The sequence below is a fragment of the Pseudomonas sp. 4CAES_32.4 genome, assembly GCF_058136335.1.
The window spans coordinates 2,767,091-2,793,313 of sequence record NZ_CM176882.1; the positions used below are offsets into that span (position 1 = coordinate 2,767,091).

25 protein-coding genes and 1 tRNA gene are annotated in these 26,223 nt (G+C 59.0%); 15 read left to right on the forward strand and 11 right to left on the reverse strand.

The features are described 5' to 3' along the window. Window positions 1-446: 446 nt before the first annotated feature. From AC3Y64_RS12465 to AC3Y64_RS12480, 4 genes are all read right to left on the reverse strand, one after another. Window positions 447-1,622, reverse strand: a complete 1,176-nt coding sequence (locus tag AC3Y64_RS12465) for a PAS domain-containing sensor histidine kinase (protein WP_489987687.1) — start codon at window positions 1,620-1,622, stop codon at window positions 447-449. Continuing rightward, window positions 1,612-2,430 (reverse strand): alpha/beta fold hydrolase, encoded by an 819-nt coding sequence (locus tag AC3Y64_RS12470; RefSeq protein WP_489987688.1) that lies wholly within the window; start codon window positions 2,428-2,430, stop codon window positions 1,612-1,614. The genes AC3Y64_RS12465 and AC3Y64_RS12470 overlap by 11 nt, the downstream gene beginning before the upstream one ends. Then, window positions 2,403-2,783 (reverse strand): hypothetical protein, encoded by a 381-nt coding sequence (locus tag AC3Y64_RS12475; protein WP_489987689.1) that lies wholly within the window; start codon window positions 2,781-2,783, stop codon window positions 2,403-2,405. Before AC3Y64_RS12475 ends, AC3Y64_RS12470 begins: the two co-directional genes overlap by 28 nt. After that, window positions 2,756-2,843 (reverse strand) — tRNA-Ser (locus AC3Y64_RS12480). Before AC3Y64_RS12480 ends, AC3Y64_RS12475 begins: the two co-directional genes overlap by 28 nt. A 122-nt stretch (window positions 2,844-2,965) precedes the next feature. Between AC3Y64_RS12480 and AC3Y64_RS12485 the strand changes: the two genes are divergently transcribed. Both AC3Y64_RS12485 and AC3Y64_RS12490 read left to right on the forward strand, forming a co-directional pair. Next, a complete protein-coding gene (locus AC3Y64_RS12485) occupies window positions 2,966-3,637 on the forward strand; it encodes a Bax inhibitor-1/YccA family protein (protein WP_008081508.1) in 672 nt (223 codons plus the stop codon). 402 nt (window positions 3,638-4,039) lie between these two features. Then, window positions 4,040-5,395, forward strand: coding sequence for a hypothetical protein (locus AC3Y64_RS12490; protein WP_489987690.1), 1,356 nt, complete (start codon window positions 4,040-4,042; stop codon window positions 5,393-5,395). Window positions 5,396-5,438: 43 nt separating this feature from the next. Here the strand turns inward: AC3Y64_RS12490 and AC3Y64_RS12495 are convergent, their stop codons facing one another. Both AC3Y64_RS12495 and AC3Y64_RS12500 read right to left on the reverse strand, forming a co-directional pair. After that, on the reverse strand, window positions 5,439-5,768 hold the full coding sequence (locus AC3Y64_RS12495) for a YceK/YidQ family lipoprotein (protein WP_489987691.1): 330 nt from the start codon (window positions 5,766-5,768) through the stop codon (window positions 5,439-5,441). A 58-nt stretch (window positions 5,769-5,826) separates the two neighbouring features. Continuing rightward, window positions 5,827-6,264 (reverse strand): Lrp/AsnC family transcriptional regulator, encoded by a 438-nt coding sequence (locus AC3Y64_RS12500; protein WP_311880879.1) that lies wholly within the window; start codon window positions 6,262-6,264, stop codon window positions 5,827-5,829. A 138-nt stretch (window positions 6,265-6,402) separates the two neighbouring features. Between AC3Y64_RS12500 and AC3Y64_RS12505 the strand changes: the two genes are divergently transcribed. After that, a complete protein-coding gene (locus AC3Y64_RS12505; RefSeq protein ID WP_489987692.1) occupies window positions 6,403-7,302 on the forward strand; it encodes a DMT family transporter in 900 nt (299 codons plus the stop codon). On the opposite strand, the gene AC3Y64_RS12510 is transcribed toward AC3Y64_RS12505, so the two are convergent. From AC3Y64_RS12510 to AC3Y64_RS12530, 5 genes are all read right to left on the reverse strand, one after another. Next, window positions 7,299-9,200 carry an acyltransferase family protein gene (locus AC3Y64_RS12510; RefSeq protein ID WP_489987693.1) on the reverse strand — a complete coding sequence of 634 codons (1,902 nt, stop codon included), beginning with the start codon at window positions 9,198-9,200 and terminating at the stop codon, window positions 7,299-7,301. The genes AC3Y64_RS12505 and AC3Y64_RS12510 overlap by 4 nt on opposite strands. 83 nt (window positions 9,201-9,283) lie before the next feature. After that, window positions 9,284-10,324: an FUSC family protein gene (locus tag AC3Y64_RS12515; protein WP_489987953.1), complete on the reverse strand. Its 1,041-nt coding sequence runs from the start codon at window positions 10,322-10,324 to the stop codon at window positions 9,284-9,286. A gap of 54 nt (window positions 10,325-10,378) precedes the next feature. Continuing rightward, entirely contained in the window at window positions 10,379-11,338 is a 960-nt protein-coding gene (locus AC3Y64_RS12520) for an HlyD family secretion protein (RefSeq protein WP_489987694.1), read from the reverse strand. Between the two features lie 2 nt (window positions 11,339-11,340). After that, on the reverse strand, window positions 11,341-11,691 hold the full coding sequence (locus AC3Y64_RS12525) for a DUF3302 domain-containing protein (protein ID WP_489987695.1): 351 nt from the start codon (window positions 11,689-11,691) through the stop codon (window positions 11,341-11,343). 115 nt (window positions 11,692-11,806) lie between these two features. Further along, window positions 11,807-13,432 (reverse strand): NADP-dependent glyceraldehyde-3-phosphate dehydrogenase, encoded by a 1,626-nt coding sequence (locus AC3Y64_RS12530; RefSeq protein WP_489987696.1) that lies wholly within the window; start codon window positions 13,430-13,432, stop codon window positions 11,807-11,809. 372 nt (window positions 13,433-13,804) lie between these two features. On the opposite strand from AC3Y64_RS12530, the gene AC3Y64_RS12535 reads away from it, so the two are divergent. From AC3Y64_RS12535 to AC3Y64_RS12590, 12 genes are all read left to right on the forward strand, one after another. Further along, window positions 13,805-14,161, forward strand: a complete 357-nt coding sequence (locus AC3Y64_RS12535) for a c-type cytochrome (RefSeq protein WP_489987697.1) — start codon at window positions 13,805-13,807, stop codon at window positions 14,159-14,161. 76 nt (window positions 14,162-14,237) lie between these two features. After that, complete coding sequence (locus AC3Y64_RS12540) at window positions 14,238-15,566, forward strand: D-arabinono-1,4-lactone oxidase (protein WP_489987954.1); 1,329 nt, start codon at window positions 14,238-14,240, stop codon at window positions 15,564-15,566. Between the two features lie 74 nt (window positions 15,567-15,640). Then, on the forward strand, window positions 15,641-16,849 hold the full coding sequence (locus tag AC3Y64_RS12545) for a DSD1 family PLP-dependent enzyme (protein WP_489987955.1): 1,209 nt from the start codon (window positions 15,641-15,643) through the stop codon (window positions 16,847-16,849). Between the two features lie 290 nt (window positions 16,850-17,139). Then, window positions 17,140-17,742: a transposase gene (locus tag AC3Y64_RS12550; RefSeq protein ID WP_158957436.1), complete on the forward strand. Its 603-nt coding sequence runs from the start codon at window positions 17,140-17,142 to the stop codon at window positions 17,740-17,742. Between the two features lie 56 nt (window positions 17,743-17,798). Then, window positions 17,799-19,397, forward strand: a complete 1,599-nt coding sequence (locus AC3Y64_RS12555; protein WP_489987698.1) for a ShlB/FhaC/HecB family hemolysin secretion/activation protein — start codon at window positions 17,799-17,801, stop codon at window positions 19,395-19,397. A gap of 15 nt (window positions 19,398-19,412) precedes the next feature. Beyond that, complete coding sequence (locus tag AC3Y64_RS12560; RefSeq protein WP_489987699.1) at window positions 19,413-21,212, forward strand: DUF2341 domain-containing protein; 1,800 nt, start codon at window positions 19,413-19,415, stop codon at window positions 21,210-21,212. A gap of 11 nt (window positions 21,213-21,223) precedes the next feature. Beyond that, window positions 21,224-21,649: an ExbD/TolR family protein gene (locus AC3Y64_RS12565; RefSeq protein ID WP_007915482.1), complete on the forward strand. Its 426-nt coding sequence runs from the start codon at window positions 21,224-21,226 to the stop codon at window positions 21,647-21,649. 3 nt (window positions 21,650-21,652) lie between these two features. Beyond that, window positions 21,653-22,357, forward strand: a complete 705-nt coding sequence (locus AC3Y64_RS12570) for an energy transducer TonB family protein (RefSeq protein WP_489987700.1) — start codon at window positions 21,653-21,655, stop codon at window positions 22,355-22,357. Window positions 22,358-22,411: 54 nt separating this feature from the next. Continuing rightward, window positions 22,412-24,109, forward strand: a complete 1,698-nt coding sequence (locus AC3Y64_RS12575) for a putative porin (RefSeq protein WP_489987701.1) — start codon at window positions 22,412-22,414, stop codon at window positions 24,107-24,109. A gap of 17 nt (window positions 24,110-24,126) precedes the next feature. Next, window positions 24,127-24,756, forward strand: a complete 630-nt coding sequence (locus AC3Y64_RS12580; RefSeq protein WP_489987702.1) for a DNA repair protein — start codon at window positions 24,127-24,129, stop codon at window positions 24,754-24,756. Between the two features lie 30 nt (window positions 24,757-24,786). Continuing rightward, window positions 24,787-25,260: a YbjN domain-containing protein gene (locus AC3Y64_RS12585; RefSeq protein WP_489987703.1), complete on the forward strand. Its 474-nt coding sequence runs from the start codon at window positions 24,787-24,789 to the stop codon at window positions 25,258-25,260. Continuing rightward, window positions 25,257-26,204 (forward strand): peptidylprolyl isomerase, encoded by a 948-nt coding sequence (locus AC3Y64_RS12590; protein WP_489987704.1) that lies wholly within the window; start codon window positions 25,257-25,259, stop codon window positions 26,202-26,204. Before AC3Y64_RS12585 ends, AC3Y64_RS12590 begins: the two co-directional genes overlap by 4 nt. Window positions 26,205-26,223: the final 19 nt, after the last annotated feature.

Consider the following 26,223-nt stretch of genomic DNA (forward strand, 5'->3'; position numbering starts at 1 on the left):
TTTCTTGTTTTCGGGTGAGTGGTTGCTCGGCGCACGACTTGACCGCGCAGCCGAAGACGTACCGACGAGGCTTGCAAGCCGGAGCGTTAAAAGCTTTTTTCAAATTGACTGGGGGGGCAGACAACATCCAGACCAGGCAACCATTGCGATTGTGCGGTCTTGGCAAATGAAGACGTTGAGTCCAATTATGCAAGGGTTGGCCGACAGCGGTTCCTGGCGGTTTTCAAGTCGGCCTTACTGCATAAGTACTGCACGTGAGTTAAGGCATTGTGTTCAACGAAGGCTGCCCCGGTGCTTGTGATATCTAATGCTACGGGCTAAAAACCGGGCAAACAAACAATGGATTTTGCAGGTATTTGATTAGCTGAGCTAATCAGTGTGCTCAGCCCTGGGCCGAAGGCTGCTGCTCGCGAACGACTACTTTCGGCCAAATGAGGATGTTGTATTCATGGTTGAATTAACGGAAATGTAGCAGTGAACGTGGTGCCGCTTTCCAGTGTGGAATGCACTGCGACATCACCTCCATGGGCCGTGACGATTTCTCTGACAATGAACAAGCCGAGCCCCACGCTGCGCAGGTCACTGTCTTTTTCTGTTGCGCGGGTCATCGGTTCAAAAAGTCCCGGGAGCGCAGACTCGGAAATTGCAGGCCCGAAGTTGTGAATCGATAGGCTCGCTTGATCGCTGTTGATGTGAGATGTAACGGTGATCGCTCGTTGCAGATCGCCGTAAGCCACGCTGTTAGCGATCAGATTACCGATGATTTGCTGAATGCGATCTGCGTCAAGTTTCAGAGATCCGGTTCCAACCGTTTGATGGATCAGCGTTGCTTCGGGAAAGGCCACCCGCAGTTCGGCGATGCTTTGGGCCGTTACGGAGTGCAGTTCGATTGTCGAGGCGCAAATTGATATTCCTCGCCCCACTCTTGCCAGTGCGAAGTCCAACAAGTCCGCGATCATTCGATGTGCTCTATCCGCAGAACTACTGATATGACTTAGCATCAGCGCGTCTTTGCCGGCAGGTAATCTACGATTGAGAATTTCCGTGGCCATTTTTATGGCTGTAAGAGGATTTTTAAGGTCGTGACTAACAATTGCGACCATTTGCTCCGCGAACAATGCCCTGCGCTGTGATTTTTCATAAGCATCATTCAGCTTTTCCTGCGCTTGGGACAAAGCTGCGTCAGCTGCCAACTTTTCCGCCAAAAGTTCTTCCGCCAATTTTCGAGCTTTCAGCAGTTCGCGTTCGTATTTGTCCCTGTCCGCGGTACAGAACAACGCCAACTCATAGAAAACGCCCGCCCCGTGCTCTCGACGCACACCATTGAGCAGCATTGAAACAATGGTTTTGTCGCGGTGGATCAGGTCGAGCTTTACCTCGGCCACTGAACCCTGCATACGCATCAACGGCGACCAGTGAGTTTGATGAAAGATGCGTCCACCCATCGTCAGCAAGTCTTGAAAGCGCAAACCATCCAATTCGTTTGATTCACGGCCTATCCAAGCGCTGAAGGTTTGATTCGCGCGCAGGATGGAGCCATCTTCCTGGGTGATGATCAATCCGCAGGGCGCGCCGTCAAAAAGTGACTGGAACCCGGGTAGAACAGGTCTATCAACTGCCATTGCCGCCTTCCGTCCAAGGTAACAGGAAGCTGTCCATCGCTTCCGAGCAGGCGCTCGGTGCACTCATGTGCGGACAGTGACCAACATTCGCAACCAGACACAGTGTGCTATTAGGAAGCACTTGATGCAGGTATTCACCGACAGCAACGGGAGCGATGATGTCGTCAGTGGATTGCAGAATGAGTGTCGGCGTCGTCAAACCACTTATATCCGCGCGGTTGTCAGACATGAAAGTCACCCGGGCAAACTGCTTCGCGATTTCCGGGTCAGTACGGCAGAAGCTGTTGGTTAGCGACTCGCCCAACGCAGGTTGGCCAGGCGCGCCCATGATGACCGGGGCCATCGTGCTAGACCAGCCGAGATAGTTGCTGTCTAGGGTATGCAACAGTGATTTGATGTCATCGAGCTTGAATCCCCCAACATACTGACCTGAATCGACATAGCAGGGCGAAGGGCCAATCATCACATGCGCAACAATACGATCGTGTTGGCTACGATCGGCCAAAGCGCCAATCATCGCGCTGACTGAGTGACCGACCAGAATGACCGGGCCTGTAGTAAATTCGTCGATGATTTCAACCAGATCCTGAGCGTAGCCATCCAGTGAGTTGTACTTGTTGGCATCGTACTCACTCAGTTCAGATTGTCCGGCCCCTACCAGGTCATAAAGAACCACTTTGAATCGGCTCGTGAAGTGGTCAATGAGGTACGACCACATGGTTTGATCGCAGCCAAAGCCGTGGCAGAAGATCAGCGTGGTAGCGCCGTCACCCACTACGCTTACATTGTTGCGGCTTTGAACAGACATACTTGGACGCTCCCGATGTCCCAAACGAAGAATTCAGGCGCAGCACGCAGTGTAGAGAGTGGCGTCCGGTGCGTCACCGGTAGGATGCGGTAGTTACGAAAATTCAGATCCGGTGGTACAGCTTTTTGAGGAGCATGCTGCTCAAGTAAACGCGTCTGTGGCATTGAATCTGGCAATTGAAATTGACCGGAGGAGGGTGTCTGAAAAGCAGGGTTGCGGAAATTGCTGAAAAGATGCGGAAACGATCCACAAAAAGAGGAGCAAAATTTCTGAATGCCAGAAACGACAAAGCCCTGAATAATCAGGGCTTTGTCGGTACAAAATATGGCGGAGGCGATGGGATTCGAACTCATGGACCTGTTACAGTCGACGGTTTTCAAGACCGTTGCCTTAAACCACTCGGCCACACCTCCGTTGCGTTGCGGGCGCCATAATACCTGAATGAAACACACTGTCAAACTCTCTGCATGGCTTGTTACAGAGCGTCTGTTATGATCTTTGCGACTGAACGTTTCAAACCAACAGGAGTGTCGCCATGCGCGAACAGGATTACGCAGTTAATAACAGCGTGCAGGCTGAGCAGCTAGAGGTTAGCCGCGTCCTGCGCAACACTTACGGCCTACTGGCTCTGACCCTCGCATTCAGCGGCGTGATGGCTTTCGTGGCTCAGCAGATGCGCGTCGGCTATCCGAACATCTTCGTCGTGCTGATCGGCTTCTACGGGCTGTTCTTCCTCACCAACAAACTCCGTGACTCCGCGTGGGGCCTGGTGTCCGCGTTCGCGCTGACCGGTTTCATGGGTTTCCTGCTCGGCCCGATCCTCAACCGTTACCTGGGCATGCAGGGCGGCGCTGAAGTGGTCAGCTCGGCATTCGCCATGACCGCACTGGTGTTTGGTGGTCTGTCGGCTTACGTGCTGATCACTCGCAAGGACATGAGCTTCCTCGGTGGTTTCATCACCGCCGGTTTCTTCGTCCTGCTGGGTGCAACGCTGGCGAGCTTCTTCTTCCAGATCAGCGGCCTGCAACTGGCGATCAGCGCAGGTTTCGTGCTGTTCTCGTCGGTGTGCATCCTGTTCCAGACCAGCGCCATCATCCACGGCGGCGAGCGTAACTACATCATGGCGACCATCAGCCTGTATGTATCGATCTACAACCTGTTCATCAGCTTGTTGCAGATCTTCGGCATCATGAGCCGCGACGACTGATAGTCCCGCGTTTCAACAAAAAACCCGCTACGGCGGGTTTTTTGTTGTCTGGCGAAAAGCGTAGTGGCCTTTTGCCGACAAAATGATCTGTAAATAGTGGCGTCTTTTTGGAAATCACCTACACCTAAACATCAAGGAAGAGCAGTAGCCTGATCGACAGGAGTCGGTAAGCAGTACCTCTCGTGTAATCCCTCGTCCCTCGCATTCACTTCCCTTGCTTTAGATCGCCTGACCTTTAGGTCGGGGGCGACCGCATCCGTTCGTCCAGTGAAAACCAGGAGGTGATCCACGCCAAACCCGTGCCACCGTGAGCATATCCCGGCGAACGACCGGGACTCTGATACCAGAAAAATAATGGAGGTCCTGCATCAGCAGGCGTTGTCCCAATCAAGGAGATCATCGATGAACCAGCCCCAAGGAAAACTGGCTGTACTGGCCGTCACCACTGCGCTGTTCAGCGCGTCGACCTTCGCCGGCGTCTATCCGGACTTCGGCTATGAACCGCCTTCCAGTCAATACTCCGGCCCACTGTTTCAGTTGAGCCAGGATTACCCGGTCAAAGCGCCGCAAGTACCGCTACCGGCGTTTTTCAAGAAACTGCCAACCAAGCCGAGCAACGACTTTGAAACCTGGCGCGCATACATGGAGGAGGTCAAGACCTATTGCCTTGAGGGCAACGTCGAGGTCGATTGGAATGTGCAGAAAAACAAGCTGCGCCAGTGGTATCACATGCCGTGGCAGCATTACGGCCCACTGGGACGTGAAGGGATTCACGGCTTGACCAAAGAAGCGCAGATCCAGGTCCAGCAACTTGCCGCCACGCAGACCGCCACCGGCCAGACCTACGCCGTGGGCATCTATAACGACATCGGTGCCTACACCATCGGAGAGGTCTGGAAAGACCCGAACAACCCCGATCCTCAATTCACCTCGGCACCGAACAGCTTCCCCGACGGCACGGTGGTCTGCAAAGCACTGTTCGCCGATATCGATCGCAGCACCGTGCCGTTCCTGGTCAACCCGGTGTTGTGGAAGGGCTACATCACCGAAACCTTCACGTCGGCCAATCGCAAGGTCAAGGATGTCGCCTTGATCCAGATGGACATCGCTGTGCGCGATAAGCGCATGAGCGACACTGGCTGGATCTTCGGCACCTTTCAGTACAACGGCGCGAAAACCGGCAAGCCTGGTTGGGACAACCTCGTCCCGGTGGGGATCATGTGGGGCAATGATCCGCAAAACACCGGCAATGACCGCACCAATCCGCAGCCGACGGTGACCAAGATCAACACCGGCCTGAACCAAACCGCGATCAACGCCAACACCAAAGAACTGCCGCCGACGCACTTGGGCTGGAACGGTCGCCTCAATGGTCCGGTGGACAACCCCAACAGCTCCTGTCTGAGCTGCCATGCCACCGCCGAAACGCCGCAAGTGGCGATCATGAACCCGACGTTCCAGGCCAATGCCCCGCAACCGGGTACACCGGAGTGGATGAAGTGGTTCCAGAACATTCCGGCCGGCCATGCCTTTACTCCGGGCGCGCAAAGCACCGACTACAGCCTGCAATTGTCGGGCGGTCTGGTGAATTACTTTGACTGGAAGTGCGACATGAGCGGGATCTACGCCGACGGCAAGAACGCGTGCAGCAAAGCGTCGGACATGAAGCTGAAAATGCTCAAGTCCACCAACAACGCCACGCCGCAGCCAATGCAGAAAGTCATGCGTGACCCGAGCCTGCAGCAACTGCTGGAGTAAAAAGCAAAAAGCCTGCGCACGTTTCAGCGTGCGCAGGCTTTTTTCAATTGATCACGATGCTGCCTTCCGTGTGTTGTTTGTAGACGGTGTAGGGCAGCAACAGCGTATCGAGCGCCCCGGATACTACGGCGTCGATCAACACCACCGGTATCGCGGCGTTTTTGTAATCGTCGGCATCCACGCCTTTGGCCAGAGGGGCATGCAGACTGCAAAAGTCGTAGGCGAGGCCGCTGTAGATTCTTGGCACCGCCCCGCAGTAACTCTTCTGCTCCTTGAGGCTGTCCACCGCGACCTGATCATTGCGCACCACGGTCTGTACCGTCCCGCAACCGCCGAGCATCATCGCCGCGAGCACCATCACCTGAATTCTCATTACCGCCAATCCTTCGCCGGAAAAACCTCAATCTACGCCGAACTTGCGAGAAAAGCACTCAGGCCATGGGTGGCAAACGGCGTTTGACCGGGGTCTTCTTGACGATCGCGGTATTGGTCTCCGCCAGGGTATTGAGGCGGTCGAGCAGGGTGTCCAACTGTTCCATCGAGCGCACATGCAAGCGGGCGATAAAACAGTCCTCGCCAGTGACCTTGTCGCATTCGGTGAACTCGGGAATCGCCAGGATCTGCCGCTCGACTTCCTGCAGTTGCCCCGGCAGCGGGCGAACCCGGACGATGGCCTGCAACTGATAGCCAAAGAATTTCGGATCGATCTCCACGGTGTAGCCCTTGAGCACTCCGCGTTCCTCCAAACGGCGCAAACGCTCAGCCACACTCGGCGATGACAAGCCGCTGATCTGTGCCAGCGCCTTGAGCGAGCGCCGCGAATCCTCCATCAATGCGCCGATGAGGATCTGGTCAATGTCGTCGGTCATGAGAAATCTCCAGCATTAGGTGATTCATGAAAATCACCCTCGATAAAAAAGGCAGAAGCCGAGTTTAGCCTGCTTTTAGCGCTGGAAGGCCCCTGCGACAGATCGGCATACTTTTGTCACAAAGACAGGAGATCAATGATGGACAAGACACTGCGCCACGGCTCGTTTGAAATGACCGCCGCCATGCTGATATCCGGCACAATCGGCTGGTTTGTGCTGGTCTCCGGGCAACCGGTGCTGGACGTGGTGTTCTGGCGCTGCGTGTTCGGGGCCGGCACCTTATTTCTGATTTGTGCGGCATTCGGATTTCTGCGTCCGGGCATTCTGACCCGCACGACGTTTCTGCTCGCGGTGCTCAGCGGGATGGCGATTGTCGGCAACTGGGTGTTGCTGTTTGCCTCGTATTCGCGGGCGTCGATTGCCATCGGCACCGCGGTGTACAACGTGCAGCCGTTCATGCTGGTGGGATTGGCAGCGTTGTTTCTTGGCGAAAAAATCACCTTGCAGAAGCTGTTCTGGCTGGCGATTTCCTTCCTGGGCATGTTGGCCATTGTCAGTGCCCACGGCACCCAGGGCGAGAGCGGCAACGATTATCTGCTGGGCATTGCCTTGGCCTTGGGCGCGGCGTTTCTGTATGCGATCGCGGCGTTGATCATCAAACGCCTGACCGGCACACCACCGCACCTGATCGCGTTGATTCAGGTGTGCACCGGCATCCTGTTGCTGGCGCCGTTCGCGCACTTCAGTGCATTGCCGCAAGCACCAAGTGCCTGGGCCAGTCTGCTCACCCTGGGCATCGTCCACACCGGTTTGATGTACGTGCTGCTGTACGGCGCGATCCAGAAACTGCCGACCGCGTTGACCGGTGCACTGTCGTTCATCTACCCGATTGCAGCGATTTTCGTCGACTGGTTCGCCTTCGGCCATCGTCTGGAAACCCTGCAGTGGGTGGGCGTGGCGGCGATTTTGCTGGCGGCTGCCGGGATGCAACAGGGCTGGGGTTACAAACCTCGGGCCGGCGCTGTCGCGCGGCCCTAAATGTCCTTGGGCACCGTCTTGAACAGGTCCTTCAATTGCTGGTTGCCGGCATCGACCAGATGATTGTCATCAAAGTACAGCGGCACGCCGTTCCGGGAGCCCATGCATTTGCCGTCAGGGCAAAGATACGGCGTCGGATCGATCACCGTAGCGTTGCAACGCTTGGCAGCCGCTTCGATGGTGAAGTTGGCGAGCCTGTTGCGTTTCTCATAATCAACCAGCGGAGTCGAAATGTCGGCGGTCTGCTGGAACAGGCGCTGATTCAGATTCAGGCCTTTGTAGACGCTGAACGGCATTTCCGGGATCGGCCGGACAATATAGACCGGATGGTTTTGCGCAATCGAACAAACGGTTGTGCTGTATTCGGCAATGTAGGCATCGATAAATGCTGCATCGCCGACTCGCGGGTTGTCGGCAAAGTGAATGCGGTAGCTGTTGTTGCGTCCCGGATCTGCATACAGCGCCGCGCGGCTGAACAGCACTACGGGGACGCCGGAGTATTGGGTCTTCAGCACTTGGAGTTTTTCGTCGTTGAAGGCCAGGCACTTGTCCTGAAGATCCTTGTCGCGCATCTCAAAGTTCTGCAAGCTCGGGCAGCCACCGAGCGACCAGGACAATGCGGCGTTGGGATTGCTCATCTGAACGGCCGCCGCAGTCGATTGGGCATGACTGTCACCAAAGAGAATGACCGAAACTTCGCCCGTGCCCAACTTGCAGTCAGCGGCCGCATAGTTATTCGGGTAGCACTCTTGCGAGTACAGTTTGCTTGTGTATTCGGGCTGTCCCAAGTCGACAAATGCCAATCGCGCATCCGGGTATTTCTTGACCAGGGAAGCGGTAGCGGCCGACAAAGCGATAACACCGATGACCAGCGATGCAAATTTGAACAGGGTTCTTGGCGCGCTTGTCATTCGCGCGACCTTCGCTTCTACCCGATAGTACGAAAGCGCTCCCAGCGCAAACGACAGCAGGATGCCGGCCACCACATACGGCCAACTGCCAAGCAAACCGCAGAGGTATAAGAGCACCACTAGCGGCCAGTGCCACAGGTAAACCGAATAGGAAATGCTGCCGATGAACTGCAAGGTATGGCTGCGGCTGAAGATCGATTGGCTGTTGCCGTAGATCACCAACATGGTGCCAATCACGGGAACCAACGCCAGGTAACCGGGCCAGAGGTCTTCCTGCGAGAAAATCACCACGCTGATCAGAATGGCCAGAAGCCCCAGACCTTCAAAGAGCATGCTGTTGCGACGGCTCAGCGTCAGCGGAAACAGAAACACCAGGCCGCCGGCTATCATCTCCCAGGCTCGGGTAGGGAGCATGTAAAACGCAAAGACCGGGTTGGTTTCACTAAGCAAAACCGATGCGGCGAGAGAGATCAGCGCAAACGCGAGCAAAGCGATTTTGCTTCTGCGAATACCGAGAAACCTGTACAGCCCCATCATTAGCACGGGGTAGAGCAGGTAGAACTGCCACTCCACCGACAGTGACCAGGTGTGCAGTAACCAGTTTTCGTGCAGAGGTGCATCGAAGTAGTTACCGTCTTTGGCAAACAGGAAATTCGAGCTGAATAGCAGACTGCTTTTGATCGTGCGAATCGATTCTCGAAAGTCATCCAGCGGCAGATAGACGTAACCAAAGATCAACAATGCCACGCACAAAATGGCCAATGCCGGGATGATGCGTCGAGCCCGCGACGCATAGAAGCCAAGCAGGGAAAACCGCTGCTGGTGCAGGCCGGTGAAGATGATGCCGGTCATCAGGAAGCCTGAGATGACGAAAAACACATCGACACCGATAAATCCGCCCGAAAATCCCGGGATTCTGAAATGAAACAGCACCACCGAGAGCACGGCGAGTGCGCGTAACGCGTTGATATTCTTCCTGAACTGCATCTAAGCATCCATGTCACGTCCATTGCGAAGACGCATTGTAATGATCATGTCGGCTTTGTTACATGGGAATTATGGCAACCCGTTCATATCTTCCAGCGAGGCGCGGTTTTCGCCAGACGCTGGCGCATCTCGGTAATATTCGTCGCCAGTTGTCGGGTCAACAAACGATAGCCGTCCAGTGCGCTGTAAACAGGCGAATCAAGGCTTGCGTCCGGCAGTTCCAGAGGCCGGTCGAGGCGCTGCACTGCACCGGTTTTCAAGGCGCGGGCCATGCCGATCAACTGCACGCGAATCTGCCGGTGCTCGGCTTTCAGCGCGGATTGCAAATGGGCCATGGCCTCTGGGTCATTGGCATCCGGTCGCGTGTTGCCGAGGATCTCCAGCGTGCTGATGCACATGCGCAAATTACGCTGGATCGCATCCAGTTCGGTCATGGAAATCTTCACTTCCTTGGACACCGACGGCATCAGCGAGCGCAGTTGCACCATCACCGCGCCGAGGCGCCCCATCAATTTCAAATGATCATCGGCGCCCACCGGTTGCCCGCTGATGATCCGACCATAAACGGTGGCGCAGTCGCGCAAGGCGTCGGCGAGGTTGTAGCGCCACGAATACACCGCATACAGCGGCAAAGCGAAAGAGAAGGCCAAGGCCAGGGCGATGCCGATCAGGATGTCGACGCCGCGCCACAATCCATCGGTGATCGGGTTGTCGCCATGCCCGGCGACGATGAACACGGTGATCGCCGAGAGCAGGGCGGTGTACCCACCCTTGCCGATGGCGTGATAGGAAAAGAATCCGCAGACCACCGCCATCGCAAAGTAAGTCAGCCAGGGCATGCCGAGCCACGCCTGCTGCGCCACCAACAAAAGCCCGACACCGGCACCGATCAGGGTGCCGGTGGCGCGTTCGGCGGCTTTCTTGCCGATGTTGCCGTGGTGCTGCAAACCGCCAATCACCACCAGCATGGTCACCGAGGCCCACTCGCCATGCGGCAGATTGATGCCGGTGGTCAGCAGGATCGTCGCCAGCAAACCCAGTGCTACACGCACCGCATGGATCAGTCGGGCGTGGCGATAACGTCGATAAGGATCAAGCAGCGGGCGCAAGACACGGCGCAGCAGGGGCGGAAGACGATGGGTGCTGTGAGTACTCAGTGCGGGCCTCTCAGGTTCAGATCAATGGAAAGGAAAAATGTAATTCATCCATGCTGCCATACGCAGGAGGATTTTGCGCATCGCGCCGATGTGGTGGAAATGGTGGCTGTACAGCGCTGCCTGCCCGTAGGCGCCGCCCGGCATCAATTTGCTGTACTGAGCGAAATCGGGATCGGTGATTTCAATGATCACCGGCACCCGTCCGGCCGGCGGCGAACCGGTATAGCTGATCAGCGTGCCGGAAGGCTGCACCTGACCTTCGGCGATCACGCCGATGACGCTCTTTACCCGGCCCTCGAAAACTTTGCCGGGAATACCATCGAAGGCCACTTCCGCTTCATCACCCACGGTCAGGCGCAACAGGCTGTTCTGACGCATCCACGCCGCAAAATACTGGCCTTCCTCGGGAATGAACACCATCGACGGACGCAGCGGCAACTTGCTCGCCATCATTCCGGGTCGCAAGGACACATGGGTGACGAAGCCTTTGCTCGGTGCGCGTACGGTGGTGTTGTCCAGTTCGAACTGCGCGTTGTCCAGTTGTGCCTGAAGGTCGTCGGTGCGGGCAATGGCGGCATCCAGTTCGCGCTGGGTGCCGAAATTGCGTCGGATCAGTTCGGTGATGCGATAGCGATCGCCCTTGGCGGCGACCAGTTGTGCCTTGAGCGATTTCAGCCGGTTTTCAAACGGCGTGGGGTCGATGCGAAACAACACATCGCCTTTCTCCAGTGGCTCGTTGCCGTGTACCGGCACCTCGATCACCTGGCCGCTGACAATCGGTATCACCGGTACGGAAACGAAATAGGAGCGCGCGACTTCGGAATACGGGTGGTTGTAGTTCATCGTGAAAATCAACGCGCCGATGATCAGCACCCCGCCCAGAACTGCCGTGGGCACGGTCCATTTATTCAAGGGAATACGGAAGATTTTGAACAGGGCGACGCAGAACGCGGCATACGTGAGGATGAGGAGCAGATCCATGCTCAGTGCTCCTGCTTGTCAGGTGCAGATATAGCCTGCGCTTCCAGTCGCTCGATGCGACCTTGCAGCTCAATGACCTGTTGCTCCAGACGCAGAACATGGTTTTGCACGGGTTTGCCGTCACCGAAACCCCAGCCGCGATCTTCGCGATAGGCCATCGCCCAGATCCACAGAAACGGCCAAAGCGCATGCAAGGTGAACAAACTGACCCAGCCAGTCGCATGGATCGCATCCTGGTGCGGGTGTTTACGGTGAACGGCAATCTCGTACGGAATGTCATGCAACACGATGATCCCGTAAAACAGCACAAGCCCTACAAACACCAACAAACCCAACGCGAAGTAATCAAGCATGATCCACCCCCGGCATCCAGCGCAGCGCTGGGATCAGTGTAGACACTGAATGGCCGGGGGCTTCACGGTTTTAGACTCGAAGCTGATGACGTCCTCTTCGGTTATTGCCAATCGGTCAGAAAATATAGTCGGTGGTCAGGAAGCTCGAATCACGCCCGCGAATGATCTCGCTGATCAGGTCCTTGTTGCTGTCCTGGAACTTGGTTGCCACCAGTGTGCGGATCGAAAACACCCGCAGCGCATCGTGTACCGACAGCGTGCCTTCGGCGGAGTTTTTGCGCCCGTTGAACGGGTAGGTGTCCGGGCCGCGCTGGCATTGGGCGTTGAGGTTGATGCGTCCGACCTGGTTGGCAAAGGTATCGACCAGTCGCCCGACCGCTACCGGGTTGGTGCCGAAGATGCTCAACTGCTGACCGAAATCAGATTCGAGCACGTAATCGATCACCGTATCGAGATGACGGTACGGCACGATCGGCACCACCGGCCCGAACTGTTCTTCCTGATACACGCGCATCTGCGGATTGACCGGGTACAGCACCGCCGGATAGAAGAACGACTCGCGGGATTCGCCACCGTTCGGGTTGACCACTTCGGCGCCTTTGCTGCGCGCATCCGCGACCAGTCCGTGCAGATAATCGACCTTGCCAGATTCCGGCAGCGGCGTCAGCGACACACCGCTGTCCCACGGCATGCCCGGTTTCAGCGTGGCCAGTTTGGCGTTGAATTTCTCGATGAAGCTGTCCACGACATCTTCATGGACGAAGAGGATTTTCAGCGCGGTGCAGCGCTGACCGTTGAACGACAGCGAACCGGTCACGGCCTCGCTGACGGCATTGTCCAGATCGACTTCCGGCAACACGATGCCGGGGTTTTTTGCGTCCAGACCCAACGCCGCGCGCAAGCGGTGCGGTTTCGGGTGGAGCTTCTTCAGGTCGCTGGCGGCTTTGTTGGTGCCGATAAAGGCGAAGATGTCGATCTTGCCGCTGGCCATCAGCGCGCTGACGGTTTCGCGGCCGCTGCCGTAGATGACGTTGATCACGCCGGTCGGGAAGCTGTCGCGGAACGCCTCCAGCAACGGACGAATCAGCAGCACGCCGAGCTTGGCCGGTTTGAAAACCACGGTGTTGCCCATGATCAGCGCCGGGATCAGCGTGGTGAAGGTTTCGTTCAGCGGATAGTTATAAGGGCCCATGCACAAGGCGACGCCGAGCGGCACGCGGCGGATCTGGCCGAGGGTGTCTTGTTCCAGCTCGAAACGGCTGGAGCGGCGGTCGAGTTCCTTGAGCGCATTGATGGTATCGACGATGTAGTCGCAGGTACGGTCGAACTCTTTTTCCGAGTCCTTGAGGTTCTTGCCGATTTCCCACATCAGCAACTTCACCACGGCATCGCGCTGTTGGCGCATGCGCCCGAGGAAGGCTTCGACGTGTTGAATGCGTTCGGCTACGCGCATGGTCGGCCACAGGCCCTGGCCACGGTCGTAGGCACGCACGGCGGCGTCTAGGGCGGTAAGGGCGGTGTCGGCGTCGAGCAGCGGCGTGCTGCCGAGGATGACTTGTTCGTCGCCGTTTTCACCGTGCAGATAAACCGGGCTGCGCACGGTGGCGAGCGGGCCGTCCCAACGCCGCAACTGGCCATCGACGAGGTATTCACGTTGCTCGACTTGACCGTCGAGGCGGTATTTTTCCGGGATGTCGCTGACAGAAGGGAACAGATTGCCAAGGATGTTTGCTGTGGTCATGTCGCTACCCCGTGTTGATGTCCGCATGCAGATCAAAAAGTCTGTACAGGTTATACGCCTGAATGCGCCGCAATTTAAACCCGCAAATGTCACCCGAATGTCACGCAAAGGCGCAGAGCAGAGGGGGCTGGCAACACTGCAAACCCTGTGGGAGCTAGCCCTGCTAGCGATATCGGTCTTTCAGTCACACTGATGTTGAATGTGACGCCGTCATCGCTAGCAGGGCTAGCTCCCACAGGGGTTTTGTGTTTACAGCCGATTACCACGGCGAATCCTGGCTGGCCCCGTTTGCCCCCCTCACTGTCCCGCAATGCCCTCAACCCGCTGACCCGGCTGCCTTAAGGTGTGCTGACAACAATAAGCGAGGCCGTTATGCGGGCAATTCGACTCACTCTACTGATGGCGTTATCCCTCACGCTGCCCGGCTGCGGCGAAGACCCCAAACCGCCGGCCACCATCGATCACCGCGCCATGCCCAAAGACCCGGCACTGGCGCAGATCTACGCCAACAGCTGCCAACTCTGCCACGCCAACCTGGCCGCCAACGCGCCGCTGACCGGCGACCGCAAGGCCTGGGAACCGCGCATCCAGCAGGGCACCGACACGCTGCTCGACCACGCCATCAATGGCTACAACGGCATGCCGCCGATGGGCCAGTGCGTCGAGTGCTCGGAAGAACAGTTCCTGCAATTGATCGGCTTCATGGCCGACCAGCCCCTCCCTCAATAAGGTGCCCGGCATGACGATGGATCTGACACGGCGTCAGTTGTTGCAACGGGCAAGTATCGTCGGCGCGTTCAGTGCGTTGGCGAGCCATCCGGCATTGGGCCAATTGATGCGCGCCCCCCGGCTGATTCCGTGGCGCAACTGGTCGGGCGCGCAGAGTTGCCTGCCAGCAGCGCGGCTGGCACCGAAGAATCTCGATGAACTGGTCAGCGCCATCCAGCAGGCCCAAGGCAAGATCCGCCCGGTCGGCTCGGCGCATTCCTTCAGCGCGTTGGTGCCCACCGATGGCACGCTGTTGTCGCTGAGCTATTTCAACGGTTTGCTTCATCACGACGCGAAAACCCTGCAAGCCGAATTCGCCGCCGGCACACCGATGTCACGCATGGGCCTACCGCTGAAGGACATCGGTCAGGCCCTGCAGAACATGGCCGATATCGACTACCAGACCCTGGCTGGCGCGATCTCGACCTCGACCCACGGCACCGGGAAAAACTTCCAGTCCTACTCGGCCCACGTCTGCGGCCTGCAACTGGTGACGGCCAGTGGTGAAGTGCTCGACTGCGATGCTCAGCGCCATCCAGAAGTGTTCAACGCCGCACGGGTTTCCCTCGGCGCCCTCGGTGTGGCGACGAAAATCCGCCTGCAAAACCGCCCGGCCTATCGCCTGCGCGAACGCCAGTGGATCGCCAAGACCGAAGAACTGCTCGAAGACCTCGACAGGAACACCAGGGAAAACCAGCACTGGGAAATGCTCGTCGTCACCCATTCCGACTACGCCTTGTCCATCGCCCTCAACGAAACCGACGACCCGGCCACGCCGCCGATCCCGCCGGAAGAAGAGGGCGGCAACGAGTTCGTCACCCTGATCGAGAAAATCGACAAATACGGCAGCGACTTCCCCGACCTGCGCCGCACGCTGCTCAACAGTTTGCGCCATCTGGCCAGTTTCGATGATCGCGTCGGCGACTCGTTCGACATCTACGCCAACGTGCGCACCGTGCGTTTCAACGAGATGGAATATTCGGTGCCGGCCGAGCACGGCCCGGCCTGTCTGCGCGAGATTCTCAAGCTGATTCAGGACAAGGACCTGCGCACCTGGTTTCCCATCGAGTATCGCTACGTCAAGGCCGACGACATTCCGCTGAGCATGTTTGAAGGGCGCGACAGCTGTTCGATCTCGGTGCACCAGCATTACCAGATGGATCATCACAATTTCTTCGCGGCGGTTGAGCCGATTTTCTGGAAGTACAACGGCCGCCCGCACTGGGGCAAGTTGCACACGCTCAACGCGAAAAACCTGCAATCGTTGTACCCGCGCTGGCGCGAATTTGTCGACGTGCGCCAGGCCCTCGACCCGAGCGGACGCTTTCTCAACGCGCATTTGTCGTCGATATTGGGGGTGAACTGATGGCGGTCAATCGACGCAATTTCCTGCTCGGCACGTTGGGTGTTGGCGCTTTGCTGGTGGGCGTCGGCGCATGGTTGCGGCCAGGCGATCGCGGTGGGCCGTACAGCGAATACTTCCGCGCGCTGAACAAAGAATTGAAGGACAAAGGCCCGATGCGTCCGGTGCTGGTGATCGATCTGGATCGCCTCGATCACAACGTCGATGTAGTGATGCAGTCGGTCAGGCGCGGCGGCAAACAATTGCGTCTGGTAGAGAAGTCGCTGCCGTCACCGGGGTTGCTCAGTTACATCGCCCAGCGCGCCGGCACGCAAAAACTGATGTCGTTCCACCAGCCGTTTCTCAATCACGATGCGCAGGTGTTCCCGCAGGCGGATATTTTGCTCGGCAAGCCGTTACCGGTACGTTCGGCAGCGCTGTTTTATCAAAGCCACACAGGGCCGTTTGATCCGTCGAAGCAGTTGCAATGGCTGCTCGACGGCCCGGAGCGCTTGCAGCAATACCTTGCGCTGGCGCAGGGGCTGGGCACGCGGATGCGCATCAACATCGAACTGGATGTCGGCCTGCATCGTGGCGGGGTCAGTGAACTGACGATGCTGGGGCAAATGCTCACGCTGATCAGTGCCAACCCGCAGCATCTGGAGTTTGCCGGGTTCATGGGTTACGACCCGTTCGTGGGCATGGGCGTGCCAGGGATTCTTGGTTCGCCTGAGGAGCTGTTTGCCAAGGTCATGGTGATTTATCAACGTTGCGTGGATTTCACCCGACAGCAGTTCCCGACCTTGTGGCATGACGACTTGTGCCTGAACACCGCCGGCAGCCCGAGCTATCGCATGCATGAAAACGAGAAACTCAGCACCGAGGTTTCGGTGGGCACGGCGATGCTCAAACCGACCCACTATGATTTGCCGTCGCTGGTGGAGCACGAGCCGGCGGTTTACATCGCCACCCCGGTGTTGAAAAGCACCGGCGCGGTAAACATCCCGGCACTGGATGACAAGTCGAAGCTGTTTTCGTGGTGGGATCCGAATCAGCGGCAGACTTACTTCATTTATGGCGGCAACTGGATGGCCGAATTCGAATCGCCCCAGGGTTTACAGAGCAACAGCGTTTACGGGCGCAGCTCCAATCAGGAAATGGTCAACGGCTCCAACGCCGTTGGCCTGACCATAGAAGATCAAGTCTTCCTACGCCCGACCCAGACCGAAGCCGTCCTCCTGCAGTTCGGCGATCTACTGGCCGTGCGCGGCGGCAAAATCATCGACACCTGGCCGGTCTACACCTGACCCAAAATCACCCAAACACCGCAAAACCCTGTGGGAGCTGGCTTGCCAGCGATAGCGGTCTGTCAGCGAAGTAAAGGGTTGCTGACATGACGCTATCGCTGGCAAGCCAGCTCCCACAGGGTTATCGGTGTCTGTCCCACCTCATTGCCAAATTCGGTAATGAAGCTTTTATGACAAAAGTTCGGTAGCACATCGCCAGTCCGGTCATGCCTATGTAACGCGCTTGAGGGGCCCAACGGGGCGCTTTTCACAAGCCGAGGCGGGACGCCGGGAGTGAGGCAATGGGGACTATGGAACGCTACTCGAAAGTGGGCATGCAGGAACTCGATCAACGCCTGTCGAAGATCGTCGAAGCCGCGCGCAAGAAGCCGGTTTCGGTGTATCGCTACGGCGCGCCGTGGGTCTGGATCGTCTCGCAGGATGACTGGCAGGGCGCCTTGAAAGAGGTGTCGAGCTACATTCCGCCGGGGCATTCGCTGGTTCTGTTGCGCCCGCAGATCGACGACCTGCTCGACGCCCATCGTGATCTCATGCACGACCTCAATGCCCAGCCCGGCATGCTGATTCCTGCGCAAACGGTCATGCATATTTTGCTCCTGCAACTGCTGTATTCGGTGCCCAGCGAGCAGCAACTGTATGAACAGCTCAATTACAACCTGTTGTTCCGCTGGTTCGCAGGTCTTGGCCTGAACCAGAAAGTCTGGAGCTTCAACGCCCTCAGTCGCGACATCACCACGTTGCTCAACGAGCCACGGGCGGTGCTGCTCATTCAAAAAATCATCGGCGAAGTGTTCTGCGGTGCCTTGCTGCAAATGCCCGAGTTCTCGCTGAACTTCGCGCTTTTGCACACGTGGCTGGGCAAACACGCCTGCGCCTCGACGGCCAGCAATTGACGCCATACACGCGGCGTTCGAAACGCCAACAGGTCATCGCGAATTCAGGGGGTAGTGTGGAACCGATTTTCAAGTCACGGCTGGCGCTGTGGGGCTGGCTGCTGGTGACGGCGGGCGCGCAGCCGGCATTGGCCGAAGAGGCTGCCGATAACGCAGCGGCGCAGCGCCTGGTCGATGTCAACGAATACTTCGTGCGCGGCAACACCGTGCTCGATGCGCGGGCGATTGAAGAAGCGGTGTATCCGTTTCTTGGCCCGCAAAAAGCCCTCACGGATATCGAAGGTGCGCGCGATGCCTTGCAGAAGGCCTATCAGGAACGCGGCTATCAGTCGGTGTTCGTCGAGCTGCCGGAACAAGCCGTCGCCGACGGCATCGTCTATCTGCAAGTCAGCGAAACCAAGGTCGGCCGCGTGCGTGTGGTCGGCGCCAAACACTATTCACCGCTGGACATTCGCAACGACGTGCCGGCGCTGAAAGAGGGTGAGGTGCCGGACTTTGCCAAGGTTCAGGGCGAACTGGCGCAACTCAACAAAACCCCGGGTCGGCAAGTCATGCCGCTGGTGCGCGAAGGTCAGCGCCCCGGCACCATGGACGTTGATTTGCAGGTCGAAGACCAGAACCCATGGACCGCCAGCGTCGGCCTCAACAACGACTACAGCGCCGACACCGAAAAGCTGCGCACCGTCACCAGCCTCGGCTACAACAACCTTTGGCAGCTCGGCCACAGCGTCAACCTGACGTTCTTTACCGCGCCGCAGGAAACCGACAACGCCAAGGTCTGGTCGGGCTCCTACAGCGCGCCGCTGACCGATCGCTGGAGCGTGCAGTTCTCCGGTTACCAGTCCGACAGCAACGTCGCCACCATCGGCGGCAGTAACGTGCTCGGCAAGGGCCACTCCTATGGCGTCTCGGCGATTTACACGCTGCCCTCCAGCGGCAATTGGTCGAACTCACTGTCGGCCGGCATCGACTTCAAGGACTTCGACGAACGCCTGACCCTGTCCGGCGAGAGCGACAAAGTCCCGCTGCAATACGCGCCGTTCACCTTCGCCTACAACGGTTATCGCTACAGCGAAAAGAGCCAGCTCGGCCTCGGTCTGAGCCTGGTCGCCGCCACCCGCAGCATCTTCGGTTACGGCAGCTCCGACGAAGATTTCGACTACAAACGCTACCGCGCCAAGCCGAGCTTCGCCGTGGTCAAGGGCGATACGAATTACACCTGGACCTTCGACAGCGACTGGCAGAGCGCAAGCAAAGCCGCGTTCCAACTGGCGTCGGGGCCATTGGTTTCCAACGAACAATTTTCCGCCGGTGGCGCCACCTCCATACGCGGCTATCTGGCCGCCGAACGCACCGGCGATGACGGCGTGCTGCTCAGCCAGGAAGTGCGCACGCCGTCGCTGGCCAAGTACGCCGGCACATGGATGCAGGACTGGCGCTTCTACGCCTTCGCCGAAGGCGCGCAACTGTATCTGCGCGACGAACTGCCAGATCAAGACGCCAATTACGCCTTGGCCAGCGTCGGCCTCGGCACCCGCGCCAGCCTGAGCAAATGGCTGTCCGGCAGCCTCGACTGGGGCTACCCGCTACTCGAAGGGCCGAACACCTCGAAACAGGAATCGCGCCTGCACTTCAACCTTCAAGCCACTTTCTGACCAAGGAGCACGTTCATGCAGCGCCTCTTCCTTTCGTTGTTGATCTGCCTGGGCTTCGTGCTCCCGGCCACGGCCCAGGCCTGGTGGCAGGACGACTGGCACTACCGCAAACAGATCGCCGTCGACACCACGCCGCAGGGTGCGGCCATCAATCAGGCCCTCGGCCGCACCGCATTACTGGTGCGCCTGCACACCGGCAACTTCACCTTCGACGGCGTGAAAGAGGACGGCTCTGATCTGCGCTTCGTAGCCGCCGATGACAAAACCGTGCTCAACCACCAGATCGAAAGCTTCGACGCGCTGATGGGCATGGCGTTGATCTGGGTCGATGTGCCGAATGTCGAGGGCGGCCAGCGTCAGGACATCTGGATGTACTACGGCAATCAAAAGGCCCCGGCGACCGGCAACGGCCAACTGACTTTCGATCCGAATTACACCGCGCTGTATCACTTCGACGGCGCTACTGGCACCCCGGCCAAAGACACCACCGCCTATGGCAACACCGCGCAAAGTGCGACCGGTGCGGCGATTGATGGCGTAGTCGGGCGCGCCTTGCAGTTCAGCGGTCAGCCCTTGTTGCTGCCAGCCAGTCCATCGCTGCAACACAACGCTGGCAGTGCCTTCACCTTCAGTGCCTGGTTGCGTCTGGATCAGGCCAGTGGCGAGCAACTGATTCTCGCCCGTCGTGAAGGCGCCAATAGCCTGCTGGTCGGTGCGAACCAAGGTGTGCCGTTTGTAGAAATCGACGGCCAACGTGCCGTTGCCACACAAGCGCTGAACCCCGGCCAATGGCAGCACGTCGCGCTGACCGCTGAAGGTGCGGAAGTCACGCTGTACATCAACGGTCGCGAAGGTGCCACGCTCGCTCAGGCGATGCCGGCCTTCAACTCGGTCATGGCCATCGGCGCCGACGTGCACGAAGGACCGTTCCAGCCGTTTGTGGGCGCTATCGATGAATTACGCCTGTCGAAAGTCGCCCGTCCCGCGCCGCTGTTGCTGGCCGACGCCACCTCGCAAGGCGCCGAGTCGAAACTGGTCGCCTACGGTGTCGATGAAGAACAGTCCGGTTTCGGCTTCGGCAGCCTCGGGTTCCTGCTCAACGCGGTGCCAATCGACGCCTGGGTGATCATCGCCGTGCTGGTGCTGATGATGTTCCAGTCGTGGATCATCATGCTGCGCAAGAACCGTACCCTCAGCCGCGTCAGCGCCGCCAACGAAGATTTCCGCGTGCAGTTCGCCAAGGTCGGCACACGTCTGGAGATGTTCGCCGACGACGCGCAACTCGCCCAGCGCCTGCAGCATTCGTCGCTGTGGCGCCTGTATTTGGTGGCGGTGAAAGAGATTCGCACCCGGCGCGAGCAGGGCGCCGATACCTCGTCGGTTTCAGCGGCGACCATCGAAGCGATCCGCTGCTCGATGGACGGCGTGCGCACCCGCGAAAACCAGCAACTCAGTTCGAAACTTTCGACTCTGTCCAACGCCATCGCCGGCGGCCCGTACATCGGCCTGCTCGGCACGGTGCTGGGGATCATGGTGGTGTTCCTCGGCACGGCGATGGCCGGCGACGTCAACATCAACGCCATCGCTCCCGGTATGGCTGCGGCGTTGCTCGCAACCGCCATGGGCCTGTTCGTCGCGATCCCGGCGCTGTTTGGCTACAACCGCCTGATTACCCGCAACAAGGAAGTCAGCGCCGACATGCGCGTGTTCGTCGACGAGTTCATCACCCGGCTGGCGGAGATGCACGGCGAGAGCCAGTTCAGTGAGGCGTCGCACCAGCGCGGCCATCACGCCAACCACTCCGTACCGGCCTGAGGAGCACTGACATGGCGTCTGTAAATGCCTCCCACGACGATGACGAAGATGCCGCGGTGGACAGCATCAACATCACCCCGCTGGTCGACGTGCTGATGGTGGTGCTGGTGATGTTCATCCTCACCGCCACCGCGCAGGTCTCGGGGATCCAGATCAACCTGCCCAAGGCCAGCGCTTCGGTGTCGCTGTCCGAGGCCAAGACCAAGGCGATCTCGGTCAACGACGGCGGTCAGGTGTTCCTCGACGCTTACCCGGTGACGTTGGCCGAGCTGGAAGAGCGCCTACGGATCGAGAAGGCGCAGAGCCCGGATTTCCCGGTGATCGTGCGCGGGGACGCGACGGTGCAGTACCAGAAAGTCATCGAAGTGCTGGATCTGTTGCGCCGGCTCGAACTGTCCCAGGTCGGTCTCGTGACCGGCAAACCGAGTCAGGGCTGAGTCATGACCGCACAACTCCCGATCGAGCCGCTGCCGGTGAAAAAACCGGCGCTGCGTTATGCGAAGTGGGCCGCCGGATTGCTCATCGGCGCACTCGCCGCGTGGTTTCTCTGGCAGTGGGCCAACGACATGAGTGGCATCCGCCGCGAAGCGCCGAAGGTGCCGACGATCATTCCGTTGCCGCCACCACCACCTCCGCCGCCAGAAAAACCTCCGGAGCCGGAAACCCCGGTGGAAGAAAAAGTCGTCGAGCCGGAACCGACGCCTGAGCCCGAAGAGGTCAAGCCTGAGGAAGAAGCGCCGCCATCACCGGCGGACGATCTGGCCAACCCGATGCAGATGGACGGCGATGCGCAGTCCGGCAACGACGCGTTCAACATCGGCGCGGGCAAGGGCGGCGGCATGGCTGGCACGGGCGGCGGACGTTTGGGCACCGGCACGTACAGCCAGTTTCTGGCGTTCACCTTCCAGCGCTTGCTGCGCGAGAACCCCGAGCTGCGCAACCTCGCGTTCTCGCTGCAGGCCGATGTGTGGCTGAGCAGCGTCGGCGAGATCACCCGGGTCGAGCTGATCAAGTCCAGCGGCAATCCCGAAATCGATACGCAAGTGCTGGCGGCGCTGCGCGGTGCCCCGGCCCTGAGCGAACGGCCTCCGGCCTCCATCACCTTGCCTGTGCGCCTGTCCCTGCAGGGGCGGCGTCCGGGTTAATTCAACCTATTTATTGCCAAGCATTAAAGCTTTGCCAAAAGGAGTTGTGTGCAGATGATTTCCAACGTGAATCGATTGTCCCTGGCGGTCGGCATGGTCATTGCGACCCTGGTCGGTCAGGCCGTGGCAGCGCCTGCGCCCTCGGAGAACGCCACGATCAATCTGATCCGCTTGCTGGTCGAGCAGGGCATTTTGAAACAGGACAAGGCCGACGCACTGATCGCTCAGGCGCAGAACGAAGCGGCGCAGGCCAAGCAGGCTGCGGCGTCTACCGCTGTGGCTGCCGGACCGGTGGCCGCGCCGGGCGATGTCCGCGTGCAGTACGTACCGGCAGCAGTGCGTGACCAGATCCGCGATCAGGTCAAAGCCGAAGTCATGGCCACCGCCAAACAGGAAAACTGGGCCGCGCCCAACACCTTCCCGGACTGGGCGTCGCGCATCAGTTTCGACGGCGACATTCGTCTGCGTGACGAATCGCGCTACTACTCGGATAACAACAGCAACGAAATCGTCGACTTCGCCAAGCTCAACAACAACGGCCCGTACGACGTCAACCCGAACAGCAGCACCAGCCTGCCGCCGCTGCTCAACACCCGCGAAGACCGCACCAACCAGTTCCGTATTCGCGCACGGTTGGGCATGAAAGCGGTAATTACACCGGAATGGACCGCCGGCATTCGCATCGGCACCGGCTCGGACAACAACCCGGTGTCGACCACACAAAGCCTCGGCGGTGGTTTCGCCAAGAAAGACATCTGGCTCGATCAGGGTTACCTGAACTGGAAGCCGACGGACGAGTTGACCCTGACCGGCGGGCGCTTCGCCAACCCGTTCATGTCCACCGACATGCTCTATTCCAACGACCTGAATTTCGACGGCGTTGCGGCGATTTTCGACCACAAGCTCAACCGCGATTGGGGCGTGTTCGGCACCGTCGGCGCGTTCCCGGTGGACTACACCAACGACACCGCCAGCAGCAACGGTTTCGACAAGGAAGAGAGCGACAACAAATGGCTGTACGGTGCGCAAATCGGCGCCAAATGGGCGTTCAACAGCAACAACCGCTTGAAAGGTGCGTTGGCTTACTACCGCTTCGACGACATTCAGGGCGAACGCTCCAGCCCCTGTGAACCGTGGGCGGGCGCGCCGGGTTGCGACAGCGACGGCAGCCGCACAGCGTTCATGCAGAAGGGCAACAGCGTGTTCCTGCTGCGTGACATCACGCCGAACCCGCTCAACCCGAGCACCACGCCGCAACCGCAATACGTTGGCCTGGCCTCCGAATTCAACCTGCTCGATCTCAACGTGGTGTGGGACGCCGACCTGCCTGATGACTTCAAGCTGCGCAGCCAGGGCAACTATATCCACAACCTCAGCTACGACGAAGGCGACATGCGCAAACGGTCCGCCGGGCAGATCGTCAACAACCTCGACAGCAACGGCAACATCGAAAGCGGCGCCAATGCGTGGATGGTGCAGTTCACCCTCGGCAGCGCGCTGGAGCTGAAGAAGCAAGGCGACTGGAACCTGTTCGCTGGCTACAAATACATCCAGCCGGACGCCTTGCCGGACGGCTTCAACGATTCGTCGTTTCACCTCGGCGGCACCAACGCCAAGGGCTATTTCATGGGCGGCAACTACGGTCTGGCGAAGAACGTTTACGCCACCGGTCGCTGGATGAGCACCGAAGCGGTGTACGGCGCGCCGTTTGACATCGACGTCTTGCAGCTTGAGATCAACACGCGCTTCTAAGGCGCCGGGAGAGGGTGATGAAAATCCGCTGTTTATGGCTTGGACTCGGCATGTTGGTGGCCGCCGGGGCAAGCGCCGAAGGCATGGAAGAACGCCTGCGCACGCAATTGCGCAGCACCGCTCAGCAGCTGCAGGCCCTGCAAAGTCAGCAGGCCCAGGCCAGCGCTGCGCAACTGGCGGCGCAAAACGAAGCCAAGGCTGCGCAGGCGCAAATCAAGCAATTGAGCGCTGAACTGGCCAAGGCCAAAGGCGTTGCCGAGCAACTCGCCGGGCAGCAGCAGAGCGTGCACAGCCAGGCCCAGGCGCAAGTGGCGGCCAGCGCCGAGCAGACCGGCAAGTTCAAAAAGGCCTATGACGACTTGCTGGTCATGGCCCGTGCCAAAGAGGCAGAACGGTCTAAGCTTCAAGCGCAATTGGCAGAACGTGACACACAAGTGCAGCAATGTTCAGTCAAGAATCAGCAGATGTACGGCGTCGCCAAACAGATCCTCAGCGCCTACGAAAACATCGACGTGGCCGAGGTGATGAAGATCCGTCAGCCCTTCGCGGGCAGTGCCCGGGTCAAGTTCGATGAACTGGCCCAGGGGTTTGGTGACGAGCTCTACAAGACTCAATTCGACGCGCCGCAAGCCGCGCTCTCGCACTGATTAAAACGCCTGTTGAACAAGGAAGAAACAATGACTCAATTGATCACCCACGTATCGCCAAAATCCCTGACCGAAGTCCTGCAAGCGGCGGGTTATCGCGTCAACGAAACCGAGCAGAACGGCATTGTCCAGTTGCTCAGCGCCAGCCAGGGCATTGGCTACGCCGTGCGTTTCGGCAACCCGGCGGTGGAGCAGGGCAGCTACGTCGATTTCACTTTCAGCTGTGCGCTGCGCGTGCAGGGTGAGTTGCCGCAGGGTGTGGCCGAGCAGTGGAACGCGAGCCGCCGGTTTGCGCGGTTGTCGTTGCAGGGCGAGTTTCTGGTGATGGAAATGGACGTGGTGGTGGCGGCGGGTGTGAGCAACGATCACTTGCGCGGCAACCTTGAATTGTGGGATCGCCTGCTACAGGAATTCATCGTCTACCTGCGTGATTTCACCCAGAGCAACGGTGCGGCGCAGACCGCCAAAGTCGCCGTCGCCGAGCAAGAGGAAGTCGCGCTGTGAAAAAACCTGCCATGGTGATCGGCGCCGGAGCAGTGGCGCTGTTGGTGGTGGCCGTGGCGCTGGTGGTGCGACCGGGCAGTGACCCGGTCGCCGCTCAGCAATCGTCGCCAATGGCGGCGGTTGCCGGGGGGCCGGCGGTGGCGCGGTTGGGCAATCAGCAGGTTTCGCCTGAGGAGTTGCAGGCGTTGCTGGCGACGGTGCCGGCGGAAACTCGCGAGCAACTGCGCGGCAATCGCGAAGCGCTGGAGCGCTGGATTCGCACGCGTCTGGCCGAGAAAGCCGTGCTGGAGCAGGCCGACGCCCAGGGTTGGGCGCAGCGCCCAGAGGTTGCGCGGCAGACTCGGGCAGCCACCGAGCAGATTGTCTTTCGTGATTATTTGCGCTCGGTCAGCGAAGTGCCTGCGGATTACCCGAGTGCGGCCGAATTGCAGCAGGCCTATGACGCTGGCAAGGCGAACTGGCAGACCCCGGCGCTGTATCGGGTCAGTCAGATTTTCCTCGGCGTCAATGATCCGCAGAGCCTTGAAGCAGTGCGCAAGCAGGCGCTTGAGCTGAGCAAGAAAGCACAGTCGGCACCGGCGGAATTTGCCGCGCTGGCCACTCAGTATTCGCAGGATCGGGTGACCGCCGAACGGGGTGGCGATACGGGCCTGCAACCCTTGCAGCAGTTGGTACCGGAAGTACGCGGCGCTGTGGCTCGGCTGAAGGTCGGCGCGGTGTCCGATCCGGTGCAAAGTGCGGCCGGGTTCCATGTGATCAAACTCACCGAGCAACAACCGGCACGCACCGCGACGCTGGATGAACTGCGCGATCAACTGACCCAGGCGCTGCGGGCGCAGCGTCAGGAGCAGATTGCCCAAGCGTATCTGGACGGCATGCTCAACACTGCGACGCTGAGCATTGATGGCGCGGAGCTCAACAAAGTCCTCGAGGAAAAACTGTAACCCGATTCACCACAAAACC

Excerpts from the sequence above, each read along its gene's own strand:
- AC3Y64_RS12465 (WP_489987687.1), bottom strand. The coding sequence starts at position 1,622 with ATGGCAGTTGATAGACCTGTTCTACCCGGGTTCCAGTCACTTTTTGAC.
- AC3Y64_RS12470 (WP_489987688.1), bottom strand. The coding sequence starts at position 2,430 with ATGTCTGTTCAAAGCCGCAACAATGTAAGCGTAGTGGGTGACGGCGCT.
- AC3Y64_RS12475 (WP_489987689.1), bottom strand. The coding sequence starts at position 2,783 with ATGAGTTCGAATCCCATCGCCTCCGCCATATTTTGTACCGACAAAGCC.
- AC3Y64_RS12485 (WP_008081508.1), top strand. The coding sequence starts at position 2,966 with ATGCGCGAACAGGATTACGCAGTTAATAACAGCGTGCAGGCTGAGCAG.
- AC3Y64_RS12490 (WP_489987690.1), top strand. The coding sequence starts at position 4,040 with ATGAACCAGCCCCAAGGAAAACTGGCTGTACTGGCCGTCACCACTGCG.
- AC3Y64_RS12495 (WP_489987691.1), bottom strand. The coding sequence starts at position 5,768 with ATGAGAATTCAGGTGATGGTGCTCGCGGCGATGATGCTCGGCGGTTGC.
- AC3Y64_RS12500 (WP_311880879.1), bottom strand. The coding sequence starts at position 6,264 with ATGACCGACGACATTGACCAGATCCTCATCGGCGCATTGATGGAGGAT.
- AC3Y64_RS12505 (WP_489987692.1), top strand. The coding sequence starts at position 6,403 with ATGGACAAGACACTGCGCCACGGCTCGTTTGAAATGACCGCCGCCATG.
- AC3Y64_RS12510 (WP_489987693.1), bottom strand. The coding sequence starts at position 9,200 with ATGCAGTTCAGGAAGAATATCAACGCGTTACGCGCACTCGCCGTGCTC.
- AC3Y64_RS12520 (WP_489987694.1), bottom strand. The coding sequence starts at position 11,338 with ATGGATCTGCTCCTCATCCTCACGTATGCCGCGTTCTGCGTCGCCCTG.
- AC3Y64_RS12525 (WP_489987695.1), bottom strand. The coding sequence starts at position 11,691 with ATGCTTGATTACTTCGCGTTGGGTTTGTTGGTGTTTGTAGGGCTTGTG.
- AC3Y64_RS12530 (WP_489987696.1), bottom strand. The coding sequence starts at position 13,432 with ATGACCACAGCAAACATCCTTGGCAATCTGTTCCCTTCTGTCAGCGAC.
- AC3Y64_RS12535 (WP_489987697.1), top strand. The coding sequence starts at position 13,805 with ATGCGGGCAATTCGACTCACTCTACTGATGGCGTTATCCCTCACGCTG.
- AC3Y64_RS12550 (WP_158957436.1), top strand. The coding sequence starts at position 17,140 with ATGGAACGCTACTCGAAAGTGGGCATGCAGGAACTCGATCAACGCCTG.
- AC3Y64_RS12560 (WP_489987699.1), top strand. The coding sequence starts at position 19,413 with ATGCAGCGCCTCTTCCTTTCGTTGTTGATCTGCCTGGGCTTCGTGCTC.
- AC3Y64_RS12565 (WP_007915482.1), top strand. The coding sequence starts at position 21,224 with ATGGCGTCTGTAAATGCCTCCCACGACGATGACGAAGATGCCGCGGTG.
- AC3Y64_RS12570 (WP_489987700.1), top strand. The coding sequence starts at position 21,653 with ATGACCGCACAACTCCCGATCGAGCCGCTGCCGGTGAAAAAACCGGCG.
- AC3Y64_RS12575 (WP_489987701.1), top strand. The coding sequence starts at position 22,412 with ATGATTTCCAACGTGAATCGATTGTCCCTGGCGGTCGGCATGGTCATT.
- AC3Y64_RS12580 (WP_489987702.1), top strand. The coding sequence starts at position 24,127 with ATGAAAATCCGCTGTTTATGGCTTGGACTCGGCATGTTGGTGGCCGCC.
- AC3Y64_RS12585 (WP_489987703.1), top strand. The coding sequence starts at position 24,787 with ATGACTCAATTGATCACCCACGTATCGCCAAAATCCCTGACCGAAGTC.